Here is an 18,329-nt window from a genome sequence, read left to right on the forward strand (position 1 = left end):
GAGAGAAGTGCCATGAACGTTCGGAAAGCGGGACACCGCCGTCTCGCCCTGGCCGCCGCGGCGGTGTTCGCCCTGGCCGGCTGCTCGGGCGGCGGTGGCGCCACGTCCGCCGCGCCCTCGGACGCCGAGTCCGACATCGACCCGAACGCGGAGCTGCGGTTCAGCTCGGCCGCGCCGCTGCCGCTGCTGGACCCGGCGTTGCAGCCCTCCTACGGCCTCCAGGGCTACCTCGCGCTGCTCTACGACCGGTTGACCATGCTGGACAAGGACAACAAGATCGTCCCCGGCCTGGCCACCTCGTGGGAGTACGCCGAGGACGGCTCGTACCTGGAGCTGAAGCTCCGCACCGACGTGAAGTTCCACGACGGCACGGCGTTCGACGGCGAAGCGGTCAAGGCGAACATCAACCGGGGCAAGACCCTGCAGGGCAGCACGGTGAAGTCCGCGCTCAACGACATCACCGAGGTGCAGGTGGTCGACCCGGCCACCGTGCGGCTGAAGCTGACCAAGGGCACCGGTGTCGCGCTGCCCAGCTCGTTCGCCACCAACGTCGGCATGATGCTCAGCCCCAAGGCGATCGCCGACCCGGCGGCGGACCTGTCCGCCAAGCCCGGCACCGCCGGCTCCGGCCCGTACGTGGTCAGCGAGTTCGTGCCGCAGGAGAAGCTGGTCGTCAAGCGCGCCGAGGGCTACTGGGACCCGAAGGCCGGCCGGGTGGCCGGCATGCGGCTCGAACGCGTGCCGGAGGCCGCGACCCGGCTCAAGGGCGTCCAAACAGGACAGACCGACCTGTCCTACGTCAGCTCCGCCAACGACCTCGCGCAGGCCAAGCAGCTCGCGTCCACCGGACAGCTCAACTTCCAGCCGGTGACCTACCGCAACGTGGTCGGCCTGTACCTGCGGGCCGGGCGGGGCGACCTGGCCAAGCCCGAGGTGCGCCAGGCCATCGCGCACGCCATCGACCCGGAGGCGGTCAACGCGCTGTTCTCCGGCATGTGCGCGCCGCACCGCCAGATCCACCCGGACAACGAGTGGTCGGCGATCAAGAACTACCAGTACCCCTACGGTTTCGACGCGGCCAAGGCCAAGTCGCTGGTGACCGCCGCCGGCGGCGCGAAGGTGAGCGTCACGTTCGCCGCCGGCACCAACGCCGAGCAGCCCGCGAACGTCGTGCAGGGCGCGCTGGCGGCGGCGGGCATCGACGCGCAGCTCAACCCGGTGCCGAACTCGGAGAGCGAAGCCCGGTTCATCGCCGGCGACTTCGAGCTGCTGGTGGCCACCTCGATGAGCCCCAAGGTCGACCCGGCGGACACCGTGAACACGTTCCTGCTGGGCACCTACAAGCTGGCCGCGAACCCGGACCTGATCAAGGAGACGGCCGCCAAGGCCGCCGACCCGACGCTGACCCAGGAGCAGCGCGCGCCGCTGTACGAGCAGATCTGGACCACCACGCTCAAGGAAGCCTGGTACATCCCGGTCTGCCGGCTGACCAACGCCGCGATCTCCAACAACAAGGTGATGTACGTGGCGGACGTCCCGTGGGCCGACATCGGCATCTGGGACCTGCGCACCGTGGCCATGCGCAAGGGCTGAGCGACGGCCCGAGCCGACGACACCGATCCGACCCGATCCGACACCGATCCGACGAGACGAGGGACGCACCGTGCTGCGCTATGCGGGCAGGCGACTTCTCGCCGCCATCCCCCTGCTGTTCGTGGTGCCGCTGCTGGTCTTCCTGCTGATCGACCTCGCGCCGGGAGACCAGGCGGTGGTGCTCGCGGGTGACGAGCCGACACCGGAGCGGATCGCCGCGATCCGCACCCAGCTCGGCCTGGACCACTCCGTGCTGGAGCGCTACCTGCGCTGGGTCGGCGGTGCCGTGCGGGGCGACCTGGGCAGTTCGTTCATGTCCGGGCAGTTCGTGTCGGACCTGCTGCTGCGGCGGATGGCGACCACGCTGTCGTTGGTGCTGGTGGCCATGGTGATGGCGGTGCTGATCGGCGTGGCGCTGGCCGTGCTGTCCGCGATGCGGCCCGGCGGGGCGCTTGACCGGACGGTGAACTGGCTCGCGTCGATCGCCATCGCCATCCCGGCGTTCTGGTTCGCGCTGGTGCTGGCGTCGCTGTTCGCGGTGACCTACCAGGTGTTCCCGGCGTTCGGCTACCAGCCGCTGTCGGCCGGGGTCGGCACGTGGCTGTCGCACCTGGTGCTGCCCGGCCTCGCGCTCGGGCTGCTGCCGGCCGCCGAGGTGACCCTGCAACTGCGCTCCGCGCTGGGGCAGGTGCTCAAGTCGGACTACGTCCTCAACGCCGAGGCGAAGGGGCTCAGCCGGGGCAGCGTGGTCCTCAAGCACGGCTTGAAGAACGCCGCCATCCCGGTGGTGACCGTGTTCGGCTTCCGGGTCTCGGAGGTGCTCGCGGGCACGGTCACCATCGAGCTGATCTTCAACATGCCGGGGCTGGGCCGGCTGGCCGTGGACAGCGTGCAGAGCCGGGACATCCCGGTGCTGCTGGGTTTCGTGCTGTTCTCCACCGTCGTGGTGGTGCTGGTCAACCTCCTGGTGGACGTCTCCTACGGCTACTTCAACCCGAAGGTGCGGACATGAGCGCAACGACCGCCCGCACGGGCATCGCGCGTGGAGTGCTGCGGCGCAGGTCCACGGTGTTCGCGGCGGTGTTCATCGTGCTGTTGATCGTGGTGGCGGTGCTCGCGCCGCTCATCGCGCCCTACGAACCCAACACCCAGAACCTGTTGGTGCGCCTGCGCCCACCCAGCGGCGAGCACCTGCTGGGCACCGACGACTACGGCCGGGACGTGCTGAGCCGCCTGCTGTTCGGCGCGCGCGTGTCACTGTGGGCGGCGGCGCAGGCCGTGGTGGTCTCGATCGTCATCGGGCTGCCGCTGGGGGTGCTCGCGGGCTATCGCGGCGGGTGGCTCGGGGTGGTGCTGACCCGGGTGATGGACGCGTTGATGAGCGCGCCGTCGCTGGTGCTGGCCATCACGATCGTCGCGGTGCTCGGGTCCGGCATCACCAACGCGATGCTGGCCGTGGGGCTGGTGATGGCACCCCGGTTCTTCCGGGTCGCGCGGGCGGCGACCATGGACGTGCGGCACGAGACCTACATCGAGGCGTCGGTGACGTTGGGGCTGACCACGACCCGGACCGCCGTGCGGCACGTGCTGCCGAACGTGCTGCCGCCCGTGGTGCTGGTGATGTCGGTGTCGCTGGGCGCGGCGGTGGCGGCGGAGGCGAGCCTGAGCTTCCTCGGCCTGGGCGTGCGCCCGCCGGACGCCAGCTGGGGTTCCATGCTGTCGACCGCGTCGTCGAACATGGCGCTCGCGCCGCACCTGGTGTGGCCGCCCGGCGTGATGATCTTCCTCACCGTGCTCGCGTTCACCTACCTCGGCGACGGCGTGCGCCGGGCCCTGGTGCGCAGCCGGTCCGGCGGGAACGGAGACTGACGTGGGCGCGTTGCTGGAGGTTCGGGACCTGGCCGTCGAGTTCCCCGACGACACCGGGCGCGGCTGGGTGCGCGCCGTCGAAGGGGTCTCGTTCGACCTGGCGGAGGGCGGCGCGACGGCGCTGGTCGGCGAGTCCGGGTCGGGCAAGACGGTGACCTCGCTGGCCGTCATGGGGTTGACCGGCGCTTCCGGCGGGCGGATCGCCGCCGGGTCGGTCGTGTTCGACGGCGAGGAACTGACCGGCGGCGACCCGAAGCGGTGGCGCGGGCTGCGCGGGCCGGGGATGGGCATGATCTTCCAGCAGCCGACCCGCAGCCTCAACCCCGCGTACACGGTGGGCGACCAGATCGCCGAGTCGGTGCGCCGCCACCTCGGGCTCAACCGCGGACAGGCCAGGGCGCGCGCGGTGGAGATGCTCGACCTGGTGCGGATTCCCGGTGCGGCGCAACGGGTCGATGAGTACCCGCACGCGTTCAGCGGCGGCATGTGCCAGCGCGTGATGATCGCGATGGTGATGGCGTGCAACCCCCGGCTGCTGATCGCCGACGAGCCGACCACCGCGCTGGACGTGACCGTGCAGGAGCGGATCCTGGAACTGCTGCGGGAACTCCAGGCCGAGACCGGCGTGTCGCTGCTGTTCGTCAGCCACGACCTGGCGGTGGTGGCCGAGCTGTGCCGCGAGGTCGTGGTGATGTACGCGGGCGAGATCGCCGAGCGCGGCACCGCCGGCGAGGTGTTCTACCGGCCGCGCCACCCCTACACGGCGGGCCTGCTCGCGTCGATCCCCAACGCCCGCAACCACTCCCGGCGGCTGGTCGCGATCCCCGGCGGCATCCCCGCGCCCGGCGGGTGGCCGTCGGGGTGCCGCTTCCAGGACCGGTGCGCGCACCGCGTGGCGGGCCGCTGCGACGTCGTGCACCCGCCGCTGGACGGGGACCGCGCGCGGTGCCTGCGCGCGGCGGAGCTGAACCTGGAAGGCGTGGTGCTCTGATGGCGCTGCTCGACGTTTCGGGGCTGTCCAAGTCGTTCTCCTCCGGGCGGGACCTGCTCGGCCGGCGCACCCGGTGGACGCACGCGGTGAAGGACGTGTCGTTCCACCTCGACCCGGGCGAGTGCCTCGCGGTGGTGGGGGAGTCCGGCGCGGGCAAGTCGACCGTGGGGCGGATGGTGCTGCGGTTGGTCGAGGCGGACAGCGGCACCATCACCTTCGACGGGATCGACCTCCGGCGGGTGCGGCGGTCGCGGCTGCGCGCGTTGCGGCCCCGGATGCAGATGATCTTCCAGGACCCGTACAGCTCCCTCGACCCGAGGATGGCCGTGGCCGACGCGGTCGCCGAACCCCTCCTCGTGCACACCGGTCGCGACCGCGCGACCCGCGACCGCGAGGTCGCCCGGCTGCTGGACCGCGTGGGGATCGGGAGCCGCTACCTGGCGCGGTACCCGGCCGAGCTGTCCGGCGGGCAGTTGCAGCGGGTCGCGATCGCGCGGGCGTTGACGCTGGAGCCGGACCTGATCGTGTGCGACGAACCCGTTGCGGCGCTGGACGTCTCGGTGCGCGCGCAGGTGCTGAACCTGCTGCGCGACCTCCAGGAGGAGTTGGGGTTGGCCTACCTGTTCGTGTGCCACGACCTGGCGCTGGTGGAGGTGATCGCGGACCGGGTGCTGGTGATGGCCTCCGGCGAGGTGGTCGAGCAGGGCACGGTCGAGGAGGTGTTCCAGTCGCCGCGGGCGGAGTACACGCAGCGGCTGCTGAAGGCGATCCCGGTGCCGATCCCGAGGGACCGCGACGGCCGGTTCCTCACGCCCGCGGACGTGACCACGTGACCGCCGTGCCCCGGCTGGTCGTGACGCCGGACAACGAGTTCTGGTTCGCCGCCGCGCGGGAGGGGCGGCTGGTGTTCCAGCGTTGCGCGCCGTGCGGGGAACTCCGGCACCCGCCCGCGCCGACGTGCGCGCACTGCCGGTCGTTCGAGTGGGACGCGGTCGCGTCCCGGGGGACCGGCGTCCTGCACAGCTACGCGATCTCCTACCACCCCGAGGACCCCGCGTTCGACTACCCGCTGGTGATCGGCTTGGCGGAGCTGGACGAAGGGGTGCGGTTGGTGGCGGACATGCCGGCGGTCGACCCGGCGCGGGTGCGGATCGGGCTGCCGGTGGAGGTGGTGTTCGCGCCGCACCACGGCGGCGACGTGCTGCCGACGTTGCGGGAGCGGGCGTGATCTCCGGGGTGGCGGCCGTCGCCGGGATCGGCGCGACCGAGTTCTCCAAGAACTCGGGGCGCAGCGAGTGGCGGTTGGCCTGCGAGAGCGTGCTGGCGGCGTTGGGCGACGCCGGTCTGCGGCCCGAGGACGTGGACGGCGTGTCGCTGTTCACCATGGAGGGCAACCCGGAGATCGCCGTGGCGCGGGCGCTGGGCATCCCGCGCCTGCGGTTCTTCAGCCGCATCCCGCACGGCGGCGGTGGCGCGTGCGCGCCCGTGCAGCAGGCCGCGATGGCGATCGCGACCGGCATGGCCGAGGTCGTGGTGGTGTACCGGGCGTTCAACGAACGGTCGGGCGTGCGGTTCGGCGCGGGACCGCCGCCGTTCGCCTACCAGCCGTCCACCGACCAGGAGTACCGGAACTGGATCAACCCCTACGGTCTGCTCACGCCCGCGCAGCAGGAGGCCGTCGTCGCCCGGCGGTACATGCACGACTACGGCGTGACCAGCGAGGACTTCGGTCGGGTTTCCGTGCTGGCGCGCAAGCACGCGGCGGTCAACCCGCGCGCGTGGGGCTACCGCAGGCCGATCACGCTGGCCGACCACCAGGCGTCCCGGTGGATCGTGGACCCGTTGCGGCTGTTGGACTGCTGCCAGGAGACCGACGGCGCGCAGGCGCTGGTGATCACCAGCCTGGAGCGGGCCCGCGACCTGGCGCAGCCGCCCGCGGTGATCCGGGCGGCGGCGCAAGGCGTCGGGCCGCAGCAGATCTCGATGAGCAGCTTCTCCCGTCCGGACATCGCCGACCTGCCCGAGGCCCGGGTGTGCGCGGAGCAGTTGTGGGCGCAGAGCGGGTTGGGCCCGGCGGAGATGGACGCGGCGGTGCTCTACGACGCGTTCACGCCGATGGTGCTGCTCCAGCTGGAGGAGTACGGGTTCTGCGGGCGGGGCGAGGCCAAGGACTTCGTGCGGGACGGGCACCTTGAGGTGGACGGGTCGTTGCCGTGCAACACCAACGGAGGGCAGCTGGGCGAGGCGTACGTGCACGGCGTGAACGGGATCGCCGAGGCCGTGCGGCTGGTCCGGGGGACGTCGGTCAACCAGCCCGCGCGGGTCGAGCACGTGCTGGTGACGGGCGGTTCGCCGGTGCCGACCAGTGCGCTGGTGCTGGGCGCGGACCGGTGATCGACGCCGGGCGGTACGGCCCGTGGGCGGTGGTCGCGGGAGGTTCGGAGGGCGTGGGCGCGGCGCTGGCGGAGGAGTTGGCGCGGGCGGGCGTCCACCTGCTCCTCGTCGCCCGCAAACCCGGGCCGCTGGCCGAGGTCGCCGAATCGGTTGCGCGACAAGGGGTCCAGGTCCGGGCGTTGGCGCTGGACCTGCTGGCCCCGGGTGCCGTCGAGGCGGTGCGGGACGCCACGCGGGACTTGGACGTCGGCCTGCTGGTGGTGAACGCCGGGGCGAACACGCACCGGGGCGAGTTCGTGCACAGCGAGTTGGCGGAGATCCGGAAGGTGGTCGACCTCAACGTCACGGCGCGGCTGGAGCTGTGCCGCCTGTTCGGCCCGGACCTCAAGGCCCGTGGCCGGGGCGGGATCCTGCTCGTCGGCTCGCTGGCGGGCTACCTCGGGCACCGGGAGATCGGCGCGTACGCGGCGGCCAAGGCGTTCGGCCGGATCTTCGCCGAGGGTCTGTGGGCCGAACTCCGGCCGCACGGCGTGGACGTCGTGGAGTTGGTGCTGGGCCTGACCGACACCCCGGCCATGCGCCGCGCCGGCCTGCGCCTGGACCACGCCGACGACCCGGCGGACGTCGCCGCCGAAGCGCTGGCCCACCTCGCGGACGGCCCGGTCTGGGTGACGTCCGGCAACCGCGCCGCCGCCCGTGCCCGCAGCGGCCCGGACCGCGCGGATCTCGTGCGCCGCAACGCGGAACGTGCCGCGTCGCCGGGTGTGCGGACGGAGGCGGACGACCCGGCTGGACCGCTGTCCGGCGGTAGGTGACGGCCGTCGGGTGGTCGACGGTCCGCGCGTTTGCGCGGTGGTCCCGGGACGGCGCCCCGTCCTCGCCGGCGGCCGGGGGTGCGGGTGGTCGCCGAGGCGACCGACGAACTCGACCGTGAGGTCCTGGTCGAGACCGGCATCGTGCGCGCCCGCCGCACGATCGCGTCCGCGTCCCACACAGGCGGTTGGACCGCGCCGGGGCACGGCGGGCCAGGTGATCATGCCGTCGGCCGGTCCCGCAGCGGACCCACCACCGGATCCGCCTCGCCCGCGACGGGCATCTCCGGCCACTGTCGGTCGCCCTGACCGGCGGCAACGTCAACGACCGCACCATGTCCACAGGTCATGGCCGGGGGTCGGGGTCCGGCGACCGGGTCCGAGACGGCCGGTGACCAGGCCCGGCTTTCAGGTCAGGCTCCAGTCCGCAGGTTCCTGTTGCGTTGTGCAGTGGATTCCGCCACCGCCGGCGGCGATCCCGTCGATGTCGATCTGCACGACCTGCCGGCCCGGGTAGAGGCGTTGCAGCGTGGCGCGGGCCGCCGAGTCTGCTGCGGGGTCGCCGAACTCCGGGCAGACGACCGCGCCGTTGCACACGTAGAAGTTGACGTAGCCGGCGGCGAAGTCCTCGTCGTCGGCGTGCGCGGGGCGCACCTGGGACGGGGCCTCGATCACCTCGACCCGCAGTCGACGCCCTCGCGCGTCGGTGGCGGCCGCCAGCAGTTCCCGGTGGCGTCGCGTGACGTCGTAGTCGTAGGACTCCGGGTCGTTGTCGAGTGCGGCGACCACGACGCCGGGGCCGGCGAAGCGGGCGTAGAAGTCGGTGTGGCCGTCGGTGATGTCCTGCCCGGCGACACCGGGCAGCCAGATGATCTTCCGCACGCCGAGCAGCTCGGCCAGCCGGGACTCGACGTCCTGCTTCGACAGCCCGGGGTTGCGGTTGCGGTTGAGCACGCAGCTCTCGGTGACGACGGCCGTGCCGTCGCCGTCGACCTCGACACCGCCGCCTTCGAGCACGAGATCGGTGCGCACGGTCCGGACACCGGCCCGTGCGGCGGTGAACGCCGCCACGCGGGCGTCGTCGCGGTGCGCCTGCTTGCGGCCCCAGCCGTTGAAGTTGAAGTCGATCGCGGCTTTGCCGTTGTCGCCCTTGACGAACACCGGCCCGGTGTCGCGCATCCACAGGTCGTCCAGCGCCGCCGGGACCAGTTCGACCTCGGCGTCGCCGAGCAGGTCGCGTGCCAGGTCCAGTTCTTCCGGGCGCACCAGCAGGGAGACCGGTTCGAACCGCGCGATGGTGGTGGCGATCGTGGCGAGGTCGCGGCGGACCACCGGCACCTGCGACGGTTCCCAGATCCGGTCGCCGACGCCGAACGCCATCCACGTCCGCTTGTGCGGCAACCCCTCGTCCGGCATCGACCACATGCCCCGCGCTCCCGTTCCCGGTTGCCGCCTCCCGCCGACCGGCCCAGGGTGCGGGACCACGGCGGGATCCGCAATTCGGGGAGTTGCCGCGCGGCGGCGCGCCCGCGCGGCACCTTTAGGCTGTCGTCCGCCGTAAAGCGACTGGTGAGGAGTACCGCCGATGACGACGTTCCCCCTGATCCCGGAAGAAGAGGCGCGTCAGGTGTGGAGCGGGGACGGCATCTCGCGGCGCGAGTACTTCTTCTCGACCATCGCGCGGACCGGTGCGGTGTGCGCGGTGGGCGGCGGCATGGTGATCGAGTTGGAGGGCTCGGACAACCTCTTCCTCCCGCTGTGGCCGCACCCCCGGTTCGTGGAGCTGGAGGAGGAGGTGGGCGCTCTGGTGCTCGACGGCGAGGAGCCGGGGGCGCTCGACCTCGACGAGCTGCTCGACGAGCGGTTGGAGCGCCACGACGAGTACGACGACGAGATCATCATCTTCCCCGCCAAGGGTCTTCCGGCGGTCGTGCTGTCGCTGGAGCGGTTCCGGGTCGTGGTGTTCGAGCAGCGCCTGGCGTTGCGGACGGCCGACCTGCCCGACCGGGAGGAGCGGTGCCGGGCGCTGCGCGAGGAGTTCTACGACGACCAGCGCCGCCGCGCCCGCGTCCGGCTCGACTCGATCATCGGCGCGCCGGACGGCCTCGTGGCGCACGTCGCCGGAGGCGTGGCCGCCGGGTGCGACGACAAGCTCACCTCGACCAGGCAGTGGGCGCGGGCGAGGGAACTCCCGTGGTCGCGCCTGTACCGCGCCCTGAACATCCTGTCCTGCACCTGCGACTGCGAAGTCGTGGCGTTGCTGACCGGCCCGGGGAATCCCTGACCGGGACGAGCTGGGCAGGACCGCTACTTGGTGATACGGTGTAGTAGTACTCGGTGGCACCGAGTACTGGCAGATCGAAGAGGGCTCACACGATGGACGACCTGACGGAGATGCTGAAGGGCACGCTGGAGGGCTGCGTGCTGGAGATCATCGGCGGCGAGGAGACCTACGGGTACGCCATCACGCGCCGGCTCAACGAACTGGGCTTCACCGACGTCGTGGAGGGGACCGTCTACACGATCCTGCTGCGGCTGGAGAAGAACGGGCTCGTGGAGGTGGCGAAGCGGCCGTCCGGGCTCGGCCCGCCGCGCAAGTTCTACGCGCTCAACGACGCGGGGCGCGCGCAACTCGCGACGTTCTGGGCGAAGTGGGAGTTCATCACCGCACGGATCGACAGGCTCAAGGAGGGTGGGACATGAATTTCTGGGAGACCATCACCGGCAGCGATCTCACCAGGGAGTGGAAGGCGTTCGAGGTCCGGGCCGCCGCGTTGCCGGCCGACCACTGGGCGGCGTGGGAACAGGTCAAGGGCCACCTGTCCCACTACGGGGACTTCACCGGCCGCAACCTGATGCCGATCCTCGACGGCGCGCTGGGGCTGCTCGAAGTGACGGCGGCCGACGGGCAGGGCGTGCACGAGGTGCTGGGCGACGACGTCGCGGGCTTCTGCGCGGCGCTGGCCGGCGGCGAAGGGGCGCGGAACTACCGCGACCGGTGGCGCGAGCAGTTGAACCGGAACGTCGCGCGGAAACTGGGCCGGCTGGGAGGCTGACGTGGGAATCCAGGACATCATCGAGGGCAAGAAGCAGTGGCGGGCGCACGTGGCGCGGGTCAAGACGCTCCCGCCGGACTACCGGATCGTCTACCAGGAGATGCAGAAGTACATCTTCAAGGTCGGGCCGGTCGACCTGCTCGACGGCACCCTGCTCGCCGACGTGGTCGACTTCTTCGAAGAGGGCGTCGCGGCCGGCAAGGGCGTGCTGGAACTCGTCGGCGACGACGTCGCCGCGTTCTGCGACGGCCTGATCAAGGACTCGCGCACCTACGCGGACCTCTACCAGGAGGCCGCCGCCGGCAAGGCCGACCCGCCGACCCCGTCCTGACCGAGGTCATCGGGGGCCGAACGCCGCCTCCCGGGCCAGGTACCAGGGGTCGGTGCGGTCCCGGGCGGGGGAGGGCCCGGCAGCTTCCTTCGGGATCAGCCGGCCCGCGTCGGACCGGGTCCACTCGCGCACCGCCCAGCGCTCCCGGATCGCCCACCGGCCGCCCTCCCGCGTCATCCGGTCCACGTAGCGGAATCCGCTGGTGAAGTTGAGCCGGGGGTCGTCGGCCGGATCGCCCCAGTGCGCGGCGTACCCGTAGGTCTCGGCCACGGCCACGTCGCCGGCGAACTCCGCCAGGTGGTTCGCCACGACGTGCATGGTCCCGGCGAACCGGCGCAGCGCGGGCTCCACCCAGGCGAGGTAGGCGTCCACGTCGCCGGTGAAGCCGGTGTGGTGGTCGACGCCGCCCGGGTGGTAGCACGAGCGCACCAGGTCCAGGTCGAGGCGGTCGACACCGCGGCAGTACCGCAGCACCACCTCGTGCACCTCGGCGGCGCTCACTGGGTCACCGTCCAGCCGCCGTCCACCGGCAGGAACGCGCCGTTGACGTAGGACGCCAAGGGGGACAGCAGGAACAGCACCGCCCAGCCGATCTCCTCCGGTTCTCCCATGCGGTGCAGCGGAATCCGCTCCAACGCGCGCCGCCCGACCGCGCCGGCCGCGAAACCGGCCAGCCGGGGCGTGTCGGTCATGCCGGGCGCGACGGCGTTCGCCCGCACCTCGTGGCTGCGGTACGCGGCCAGGTGCCTGGTGTACCCGGCGATCGCGGACTTGCTCGCGCAGTACCAGTCCGACGCGGTGCCGATGACGTTGCCGGCCACCGAGGCGATGTTCACCAGCGTCGCGCCCGGCGGCGCGGTGGGCGACAGCCACGTCTCGACCATCCGGCGCATGCTGCCCACCGAGACCCGCAGCGCCTCCTCGAACTCCATCTCCACGGCCGACGACGGCCCGGCGTTGTTGACCAGGTGCCGGATCTCGCCCAGCTCACGGGTGCGCGCGAACCCGTCGGCGACCTGCGCCGCGTCGCTCACGTCGGCGGTCACCGCCAGCGCCGTGCCGCCTTCGGCCGCGATCCCGTCGACGGTGTCCGCCGCGCCGTCGCCGTCGAGGTCCCAGGCCGCCACGACGAGTCCTTGCGCCGCGGCCGAACGGGCCACCGCCCGGCCGATACCGCTCGCCGCTCCGGTGACCACGACGACGTCGCCCGCGCGGAATCCCAGTGAAACGCTCAACGTGCACTCCCGGAGGGTCGGGGCCAACGGCCGGACAGGTCGTCCACGCGGGCCCACTCGGACACGGTGCTGCGCTCGCGCAGCAGCCACCGCCCGTCGTGCCGCGTGAACCGGTCGAGGTAGCGGAAGCCGGTGACGAGGTTGCCGTCCGGCGGCGGGTTCGGGCCGCGCTGGAACGCGATGCCGTAGGACTCGACGTCCGCGCCGCCCGCGTCGAACTCGACCAGGGTGTTGGTCAGGTAGTGCACGGTCATGTCCCGGCGGGTGACCACGTCCCACAGGAACGCCACGAACTCCTCGACACCGCCGGTGAACCGGCCCATCCGGATCACCGCGTCGGGGTGGAAGACCGCGCGCACCGCCTCACGGTCCCGCCGGTCGACGCCCCGGCAGTAGCGCAGCAGCGCGCGGTGGATCTCGCGCTCGGCGAGCAGCTCAGACTCCATAGCCGCCGTCCACGTCGAGCTTCTGGCCGGTGACGAACCCGGCCCGGTCCGAGGCCAGGAACGCGACCGCCTCGGCGATGTCGGCGGCGCGACCGAAGCGCCGCAGCGGGATGTTGCCGCGCGCCACGGCCAGCGCCCGCTCGTCGAGGTCGCCGGACCCGATCAGCCGCTCGGCCATCCCGTCGGTCAGCATCCCCGGCCCGACGCTGTTGAACCGCAGCCCGTAGCGGCCCTCCTCGGCGGCGAAGGCCCGCACCAGCGCTTCCACGGCCCCCTTGGTACCGCTGGAGAGCCCGTCCCGCACGGGGTAGCGGGTGGTGGCGGCCGTGGTGACCGCGACGACGTTGCCCCTGTTGCGGCGCAACGACGGCAGCGCCGCGCTCACCACGTTGAAGAACGCGGCGGCCTCCTGGTTGAGCTGGGCCGCGTACCGCGCGGGCGGCACGGCGGACAGGTGCACCATCGGGATGTGCGGGCCCGCCGCGTGGACCAGGGTGTGGATCTCGCCGAACGACGTCAGCACCTCGTCGGTGCGCTCCGCGTCGGCGAGGTCGACCTGCTCGGCCCGCGCCCGCGCGCCCGCCGCGGTGAGGTCGGCGACCAGTGACCGGGCCGCGTCCGCGTTGGCCCGGTAGGTCAGGGCGACGGCGGACCCGCGTTCGGCGAGCAGCCGGCAGACCGCCGCGCCCAGCCCGCCCGTGCCGCCGGTCACGACGGCCACGCCGTCGCGCGCTGCGAAGTCGGTCACGCCACCTCCCGTGGTCAAACAAGCGCTTGGTTGGATGCTAGGAGCGCGCCGCCCCGCCGTCAAACCCCTCGCCGCCGCGTCAACCGGCGGTGCCCGGCGCGGTGGGCCGGGCGCGCAGTGCGATCACCCCGCCGGTCACCGCCGCCACGAGCCCGGCCAGGCCGAACGCCGGCACCGGCCCGGCGGTCGGGATCAGCGAGCCGATGCCCAGCCCGCCGAAGGGCAGCAGCCCGCCCCAGCACAGGAAGTACAGGCTGAGCACGCGACCGCGCTGGGCGTCGTCCACCAGGCGCTGGAGCATGGTGTTGACCGAGGTCATGATCGAGAACGTCAACCCGCCCGCCACCGCCAGCAGCGCGGTCATCAGCGGGAACCACCGGACCGCGCCCAGCGCGCCCACCACCACCCCGAGCACGGCCAACTGCCCGGCGGCCGACCCGAGGGTCACGGGCTCCCGGCGTCGGGCCACCGCGACCACGCCCAGCAGCGACCCGACGCCCCCGGCCACCACCAGGACCAGGAACGCCGCCTCGCCGTCGTCGGCGACCCGGGCGCCCAGCACCGGTAGCTGCGACTGGAACGCCGACCCGAACACCGAGGTCACCGCCACCACGACCAGCGCGGCGGGCGCGGGCGGCCGGGACCGGGCGTGCGCGATCCCGGCCGCGACCCGCCGCAGCGCGCTCTCCCGCAGGTGCGGCCGGGGCAGGTGCGGCACCCGCAGGCGCAGGGCCAGCGACAGCGCGGCCACGCACGTCACCGCGTAGACGCCGAACGCCGCCGTCGCGCCGGACACCAGCAGCACCGGTCCGGCCAACGCCGGCCCGGCGATCCGGGCCAGGTTGAGGCCCATGGACTGCAACGGCACCGCGCTGCCCAGGTCGGCGGCCGGCACGGCGTTCGCGGTCAGCGCCTGGTTCGCCGGCGACACCACCGTGATCACGCACCCGGCCAGGAACGCCAGCGGCAGCACCACGGCGATCGGCATCGCGTCGAGCAGTGCCAGGACCACGCACCCGGCCGCCAGCGCGATCGAGCAGACCAGCGCGGCCAGCAGCAGCGCCCGGCGGTCCCGGGTGTCGGTCAGCACCCCGGCGGGCAGCGAGAACAGCAGGTAGGGCGCGAAGGTGGCGAAGTAGAGCACGCCCAGCGCCAGCGAGTCGTTGCCGGTGAGGTGCGCGACCTGCCACTGGAAGGCGATGGTGGTGAACCAGTAGCCGAGCTGCACCAGCAGCACCGACCCCCACAGCAGGCGGAACGGCCGGTGGCGCATCGCGCGGAACATGCCCATGGCGGGCATCTCTACCAAGCGCTTGCTTGTCTGGTCAACGTGTGGTTTCCTCAGCCGAACGGACGAAGGGGCGAGGTGCGGCCAGTGGTGACAGGGGTGTGCGCGGGGCGGTCGGTGGTCGTCACCGGCGCGAGTCAGGGGTTGGGCGCGGCGCACGCGCTGGAGTTCGCCCGCCAAGGCGCGCGGCTGGTGCTCAACGACGTGGACCCGGCGGTCGAACAGGTCGCCGCGCGGGTCCGGGCCGAGGGCGGCGAGGCGCTGGTGAGCCTCGGCGACGTCGCCGACTGGGCGTACGCCGAAGACCTCGTCGCCTCCGCCGTGCGCGCTTACGGCCGGTTGGACACCCTGGTCAACAACGCGGGCGTCAACCGGGACCGGATGCTCGTGACGATGACCGAGCAGGAGTGGGACCAGGTGCTGCGGATCGACCTCAAGGGCCACTTCGCGCCCCTGCGGCACGCCGCCGCCTACTGGCGCGACCGGTCCAAGGCCGGCGAGCGGCTCGCGGCGCGGGTGGTGAACACGTCCTCCGGCGCGGGCCTGATGGGCAGCGTCGGGCAGGGCAACTACGCGGCGGCCAAGGCCGGGATCGCGGTGCTGACCCAGATCGCCGCGGTCGAACTGGCCCGCTACGGGGTGGTCGTCAACGCGATCGCGCCCTCCGCCCGCACCCCGATGACCGAGGCGGTGTTCGCCGACCGGATGGCCCGGCCCGCCGAGGGCTTCGACCAGATGGACCCGGCGAACGTCTCGCCGCTGGTCGCGTGGCTGGGCAGCGACGAGGCCGAGGGCGTGACCGGGCGGGTGTTCGAGATCGCGGGCGGCGAGGTGTCGCTGGCCGACGGGTGGCGGCACGGGCCGCCGGCCGCGCGCGAGCGCCGCTGGGAGGCCGCCGAACTCGGTCCGGTGATCGCCGGGCTGGTCGCCGACGCCGAGCCGCCGACGCCGGTCTACGGGGCGTGACATGCTGCTGAGCGCGCAGGACGAGGAGTTCCGCGACGAGGTGCGGGCGTGGCTGGCCGAGCAGCTGACCGGCGAGTTCGCCGACGTGGTCGGCGCGGGCGGGCCGGGCCACGAGCACGAGGCGGAGGACCGCCGCCGGGCGTGGGAGCGCCGGCTCGGTGAAGGCGGCTGGATCGGCCTGGGCTGGCCGGTCGAGGACGGCGGGCGCGGGCTGTCGCTGGTCCGCCAGGTGATCTTCCACGAGGAGTGCGCGCGGGCCGGCGCGCCCGGCCGGCTCGGGCACATGAGCGAGCAGCTGGTCGGGCCGACCCTGCTGGCGCACGGCACGGCCGAGCAGAAGCGGCGGTTCCTGCCCGGCATCCTGCGCGGCGAAACCCTGTGGTGCCAAGGCTATTCCGAGCCCGGCGCGGGGTCGGACCTGGCGGGCGTGCGGACCCGGGCGGTCCGCCGCGGCGACCACTACGAGATCACCGGGCAGAAGGTCTGGACGTCGCTGGCGCACCTGGCCGACTGGTGCTTCGTGGTCGCCCGCACCGACCCGGCCTCGACGCGCCACCGGGGCCTGTCTTACCTGCTGGTGCCGATGGACCAGCAGGGCGTCGTGGTGCGGCCGATCGCCCAGCTCACCGGGACCTCCGAGTTCAACGAGGTGTTCTTCGACGGCGCGGTGACCGGGGTGGAGAACCTGGTCGGCGCGGAGGGCGACGGGTGGCGGGTCGCGCTGGCGACGCTGGCGTTCGAACGGGGCGTGGCCACGCTCGGCCAGCAGATCGGGTTCGAGCGCGAACTCGACGCGGTGATCGCCGCCGCCCGCGCCAACGGGGCGCTGGCCGATCCGGTGCTGCGGGCCCGGGTCACCGAGGCGTGGATCGGCCTGAAAGTCATGCGCTACACGGCTTTGCGCACGCTCACCTCGGCCGGTGACGGGGTGTCCGGCCTGGAGGGCTCGGTGTCCAAGCTCCAGTGGTCGAACTGGCACCGGGACCTGGGCGAACTCGCCGTCGACGTGGCCGGCGCGGCGGGCCTGGTCGCGGAAGGCCCGCCGTACGACCTGACCGACGCGCAGCGGCTGTTCCTCTACACCCGCGCGGACACCATCTACGGCGGCACCAACGAGGTGCAGCGCACGATCATCGCCGAGCGGATGCTCGGCCTGCCCCGGTAGAGCACCGACGAGCCCGGTAGGAGAGGCGATGAACGACACCACCGAGCAGCGGGAGATGCGCCGCACCGTCGCCGACTTCCTGGCCGGCCACGACCGGCCGCGCGACGTCGCGTTCACCGAGCCGGGGCTGGACCTGGAGCTGTGGCGACGGGCGTGCGCGGAACTGGGCGTCTCGGCGCTGCTGGTGCCGCAACGCTGTGGCGGGATGGGGGCGGAGTTCGCCGACGCCGCCGTGGTGCTGGCCGAGTTCGGCCGCCGCCTCACCCCGTCGCCGCTGCTGACCACGCTCGTGGCGACCGCCGCGCTGGACTCGTGCGCCACCCCCGAAGCCGACGCCCTGCTGACCCGGATCGCCGACGGCGCTTCGGTTTCCCACGTCGTCGACGGCATCGCGATCCACGGCGTGGACGTCGACGTCCTGCTGTTCGCCGCCGACGACGGCCTGTACGCGGTGGACGGCGCCGCGCCTGGCGTCGCCCGGCGTCGGCTGACCGCGCTCGACCACACCCGCGCGCTGGCCGCCGTCTCGGTCGACGGGGGGACCCGCGTCGGCGGACCGCAGGCCGTGGACCTGTTGGGCGACTTGACGTTGACCGCGCTCGCGGTGGAGTCGGCGGCAGCCGCCCAGACCTGCCTGGACCTGACCGTCGAGTACCTGAAGGTGCGGCACCAGTTCGGTCGGCCGCTCGGGTCGTTCCAGGCGCTCAAGCACCGCTGCGCGGACCTCGCGGTGGTGGTGCAGGGCGCCCTGGCGACCGCCTGGTACGCGGTGTCGGGCGACGAGGAACGGGCGCTGGTCGCGCCGCTGGCGAAGGCCGTGTGCGCGGACGCGCTGATGGCCGTGGCGGCGGAGTCGGTGCAGTTGCACGGCGGCATCGGGTTCACCTTCGAGCACGACGCGCACCTGTACCTCAAGCGCGCCAAGGCGAACCAGCTGCTGTTCGGCTCCGGGCCCGTGCTGCGGGAACGGGTCGCGCGGCTGGCCGGCCTGTGACCGCCGACCCCGCACCGGCCGGCATCGGCGACCGGGTGCTGATCGGCGATCTCGTCGCCCGGCTGGCGCACACCGCCGACCACGGCACGGTGGCGGAGTACCTGGCGCTGTTCGCGCCGGACGCGGTGTGGGACATGCCCGAGCACCCGGCGGCCGGCGTCGCGGCCCAGGTCCGCACGGGACTCGCGGAGATCGCCGCCGGTGTCGTCGAACGCCGGGCCGCGGGCACCCAGGGCCCCGGCACCGCCACCCGGCACGTCGTGACCGGCACGTCGGTGGCACCGGACGGCGACCGGGCGACCGCCGTGTCCTACTGGCGCTTCTACACCTCGACCGACCACGCGCCCGCCCTCACCGGCATGGGTGTCTACCGGGACGAGTTCGCGCGCGTGGCCGGTCGGTGGGTCTTGACGCGGCGGCGGATCAGCCTCGGCTGAGGCG

At 72.9% G+C, this 18,329-nt stretch carries 22 protein-coding genes; 16 read left to right on the forward strand and 6 right to left on the reverse strand.

Features of this window, described 5'->3' with window-relative positions; all coding sequences use genetic code 11:
- Positions 1–12: 12 nt before the first annotated feature.
- The 8 genes from AC0HI0_RS01935 to AC0HI0_RS01970 all read left to right on the forward strand — a co-directional run bounded on the left by AC0HI0_RS01935 (position 13) and on the right by AC0HI0_RS01970 (position 7,662).
- Positions 13–1,593: an ABC transporter substrate-binding protein gene (locus AC0HI0_RS01935; RefSeq protein ID WP_480930488.1), complete on the forward strand. Its 1,581-nt coding sequence runs from the start codon at positions 13–15 to the stop codon at positions 1,591–1,593.
- Between the two features lie 70 nt (positions 1,594–1,663).
- Positions 1,664–2,605 carry an ABC transporter permease gene (locus AC0HI0_RS01940; protein ID WP_480930489.1) on the forward strand — a complete coding sequence of 314 codons (942 nt, stop codon included), beginning with the start codon at positions 1,664–1,666 and terminating at the stop codon, positions 2,603–2,605.
- A complete protein-coding gene (locus tag AC0HI0_RS01945) occupies positions 2,602–3,462 on the forward strand; it encodes an ABC transporter permease (protein WP_480930490.1) in 861 nt (286 codons plus the stop codon). The genes AC0HI0_RS01940 and AC0HI0_RS01945 overlap by 4 nt, the downstream gene beginning before the upstream one ends.
- 1 nt (position 3,463) lies before the next feature.
- Positions 3,464–4,453 (forward strand): ABC transporter ATP-binding protein, encoded by a 990-nt coding sequence (locus AC0HI0_RS01950; RefSeq protein WP_480930491.1) that lies wholly within the window; start codon positions 3,464–3,466, stop codon positions 4,451–4,453.
- Complete coding sequence (locus AC0HI0_RS01955) at positions 4,453–5,286, forward strand: ATP-binding cassette domain-containing protein (RefSeq protein WP_480930492.1); 834 nt, start codon at positions 4,453–4,455, stop codon at positions 5,284–5,286. The genes AC0HI0_RS01950 and AC0HI0_RS01955 overlap by 1 nt, the downstream gene beginning before the upstream one ends.
- A complete protein-coding gene (locus tag AC0HI0_RS01960; protein WP_480930493.1) occupies positions 5,283–5,681 on the forward strand; it encodes a Zn-ribbon domain-containing OB-fold protein in 399 nt (132 codons plus the stop codon). The genes AC0HI0_RS01955 and AC0HI0_RS01960 overlap by 4 nt, the downstream gene beginning before the upstream one ends.
- Entirely contained in the window at positions 5,678–6,847 is a 1,170-nt protein-coding gene (locus tag AC0HI0_RS01965; protein WP_480930494.1) for a lipid-transfer protein, read from the forward strand. The genes AC0HI0_RS01960 and AC0HI0_RS01965 overlap by 4 nt, the downstream gene beginning before the upstream one ends.
- Positions 6,844–7,662 (forward strand): SDR family NAD(P)-dependent oxidoreductase, encoded by an 819-nt coding sequence (locus AC0HI0_RS01970; protein ID WP_480930495.1) that lies wholly within the window; start codon positions 6,844–6,846, stop codon positions 7,660–7,662. Before AC0HI0_RS01965 ends, AC0HI0_RS01970 begins: the two co-directional genes overlap by 4 nt.
- 405 nt (positions 7,663–8,067) lie before the next feature.
- On the opposite strand, the gene AC0HI0_RS01975 is transcribed toward AC0HI0_RS01970, so the two are convergent.
- Positions 8,068–9,084 carry an agmatine deiminase family protein gene (locus AC0HI0_RS01975; protein ID WP_480930496.1) on the reverse strand — a complete coding sequence of 339 codons (1,017 nt, stop codon included), beginning with the start codon at positions 9,082–9,084 and terminating at the stop codon, positions 8,068–8,070.
- A 160-nt stretch (positions 9,085–9,244) separates the two neighbouring features.
- Between AC0HI0_RS01975 and AC0HI0_RS01980 the strand changes: the two genes are divergently transcribed.
- The 4 genes from AC0HI0_RS01980 to AC0HI0_RS01995 all read left to right on the forward strand — a co-directional run bounded on the left by AC0HI0_RS01980 (position 9,245) and on the right by AC0HI0_RS01995 (position 11,046).
- The gene (locus tag AC0HI0_RS01980) at positions 9,245–9,943 is read left to right on the forward strand and encodes a DUF2695 domain-containing protein (protein WP_480930497.1); all 699 of its coding nucleotides are present in this window, start codon (positions 9,245–9,247) and stop codon (positions 9,941–9,943) included.
- A 92-nt stretch (positions 9,944–10,035) separates the two neighbouring features.
- A complete protein-coding gene (locus AC0HI0_RS01985) occupies positions 10,036–10,362 on the forward strand; it encodes a PadR family transcriptional regulator (protein ID WP_480930498.1) in 327 nt (108 codons plus the stop codon).
- On the forward strand, positions 10,359–10,715 hold the full coding sequence (locus AC0HI0_RS01990; RefSeq protein ID WP_480930499.1) for a DUF1048 domain-containing protein: 357 nt from the start codon (positions 10,359–10,361) through the stop codon (positions 10,713–10,715). The genes AC0HI0_RS01985 and AC0HI0_RS01990 overlap by 4 nt, the downstream gene beginning before the upstream one ends.
- Position 10,716: 1 nt before the next feature.
- Positions 10,717–11,046, forward strand: a complete 330-nt coding sequence (locus tag AC0HI0_RS01995; protein WP_480930500.1) for a DUF1048 domain-containing protein — start codon at positions 10,717–10,719, stop codon at positions 11,044–11,046.
- A 6-nt stretch (positions 11,047–11,052) separates the two neighbouring features.
- Here AC0HI0_RS01995 and AC0HI0_RS02000 read toward each other — a convergent pair whose 3' ends face one another.
- The 5 genes from AC0HI0_RS02000 to AC0HI0_RS02020 all read right to left on the reverse strand — a co-directional run bounded on the left by AC0HI0_RS02000 (position 11,053) and on the right by AC0HI0_RS02020 (position 14,766).
- Positions 11,053–11,547 (reverse strand): nuclear transport factor 2 family protein, encoded by a 495-nt coding sequence (locus AC0HI0_RS02000; protein WP_480930501.1) that lies wholly within the window; start codon positions 11,545–11,547, stop codon positions 11,053–11,055.
- Positions 11,544–12,281, reverse strand: coding sequence for an SDR family NAD(P)-dependent oxidoreductase (locus AC0HI0_RS02005; RefSeq protein WP_480930502.1), 738 nt, complete (start codon positions 12,279–12,281; stop codon positions 11,544–11,546). Before AC0HI0_RS02005 ends, AC0HI0_RS02000 begins: the two co-directional genes overlap by 4 nt.
- Positions 12,278–12,727 carry a nuclear transport factor 2 family protein gene (locus tag AC0HI0_RS02010; protein WP_480930503.1) on the reverse strand — a complete coding sequence of 150 codons (450 nt, stop codon included), beginning with the start codon at positions 12,725–12,727 and terminating at the stop codon, positions 12,278–12,280. Before AC0HI0_RS02010 ends, AC0HI0_RS02005 begins: the two co-directional genes overlap by 4 nt.
- Positions 12,717–13,475, reverse strand: coding sequence for an SDR family NAD(P)-dependent oxidoreductase (locus AC0HI0_RS02015; protein ID WP_480930504.1), 759 nt, complete (start codon positions 13,473–13,475; stop codon positions 12,717–12,719). Before AC0HI0_RS02015 ends, AC0HI0_RS02010 begins: the two co-directional genes overlap by 11 nt.
- A 79-nt stretch (positions 13,476–13,554) precedes the next feature.
- Complete coding sequence (locus tag AC0HI0_RS02020) at positions 13,555–14,766, reverse strand: MFS transporter (protein WP_480930505.1); 1,212 nt, start codon at positions 14,764–14,766, stop codon at positions 13,555–13,557.
- An 87-nt stretch (positions 14,767–14,853) separates the two neighbouring features.
- Here AC0HI0_RS02020 and AC0HI0_RS02025 point away from each other — a divergent pair, with 87 nt between their 5' ends.
- From AC0HI0_RS02025 to AC0HI0_RS02040, 4 genes are read left to right on the forward strand one after another with little or no spacing between them, the layout of a single operon-like run.
- A complete protein-coding gene (locus AC0HI0_RS02025) occupies positions 14,854–15,729 on the forward strand; it encodes an SDR family oxidoreductase (RefSeq protein ID WP_480934236.1) in 876 nt (291 codons plus the stop codon).
- A gap of 1 nt (position 15,730) precedes the next feature.
- The gene (locus AC0HI0_RS02030; protein ID WP_480930506.1) at positions 15,731–16,894 is read left to right on the forward strand and encodes an acyl-CoA dehydrogenase family protein; all 1,164 of its coding nucleotides are present in this window, start codon (positions 15,731–15,733) and stop codon (positions 16,892–16,894) included.
- Between the two features lie 28 nt (positions 16,895–16,922).
- Positions 16,923–17,888, forward strand: a complete 966-nt coding sequence (locus tag AC0HI0_RS02035; RefSeq protein WP_480930507.1) for an acyl-CoA dehydrogenase family protein — start codon at positions 16,923–16,925, stop codon at positions 17,886–17,888.
- Positions 17,885–18,325: a nuclear transport factor 2 family protein gene (locus AC0HI0_RS02040; RefSeq protein WP_480930508.1), complete on the forward strand. Its 441-nt coding sequence runs from the start codon at positions 17,885–17,887 to the stop codon at positions 18,323–18,325. The genes AC0HI0_RS02035 and AC0HI0_RS02040 overlap by 4 nt, the downstream gene beginning before the upstream one ends.
- Positions 18,326–18,329 lie beyond the last annotated feature (4 nt).

The sequence above is a fragment of the Saccharothrix sp. NBAS 001 genome, from assembly GCF_056640475.1.

Coding starts and splice junctions, on each gene's coding strand:
- AC0HI0_RS01935 (WP_480930488.1), top strand. CDS start 13: ATGAACGTTCGGAAAGCGGGACACCGCCGTCTCGCCCTGGCCGCCGCG.
- AC0HI0_RS01945 (WP_480930490.1), top strand. CDS start 2,602: ATGAGCGCAACGACCGCCCGCACGGGCATCGCGCGTGGAGTGCTGCGG.
- AC0HI0_RS01955 (WP_480930492.1), top strand. CDS start 4,453: ATGGCGCTGCTCGACGTTTCGGGGCTGTCCAAGTCGTTCTCCTCCGGG.
- AC0HI0_RS01975 (WP_480930496.1), bottom strand. CDS start 9,084: ATGTGGTCGATGCCGGACGAGGGGTTGCCGCACAAGCGGACGTGGATG.
- AC0HI0_RS01980 (WP_480930497.1), top strand. CDS start 9,245: ATGACGACGTTCCCCCTGATCCCGGAAGAAGAGGCGCGTCAGGTGTGG.
- AC0HI0_RS01985 (WP_480930498.1), top strand. CDS start 10,036: ATGGACGACCTGACGGAGATGCTGAAGGGCACGCTGGAGGGCTGCGTG.
- AC0HI0_RS01990 (WP_480930499.1), top strand. CDS start 10,359: ATGAATTTCTGGGAGACCATCACCGGCAGCGATCTCACCAGGGAGTGG.
- AC0HI0_RS02010 (WP_480930503.1), bottom strand. CDS start 12,727: ATGGAGTCTGAGCTGCTCGCCGAGCGCGAGATCCACCGCGCGCTGCTG.
- AC0HI0_RS02020 (WP_480930505.1), bottom strand. CDS start 14,766: ATGGGCATGTTCCGCGCGATGCGCCACCGGCCGTTCCGCCTGCTGTGG.
- AC0HI0_RS02030 (WP_480930506.1), top strand. CDS start 15,731: ATGCTGCTGAGCGCGCAGGACGAGGAGTTCCGCGACGAGGTGCGGGCG.
- AC0HI0_RS02035 (WP_480930507.1), top strand. CDS start 16,923: ATGAACGACACCACCGAGCAGCGGGAGATGCGCCGCACCGTCGCCGAC.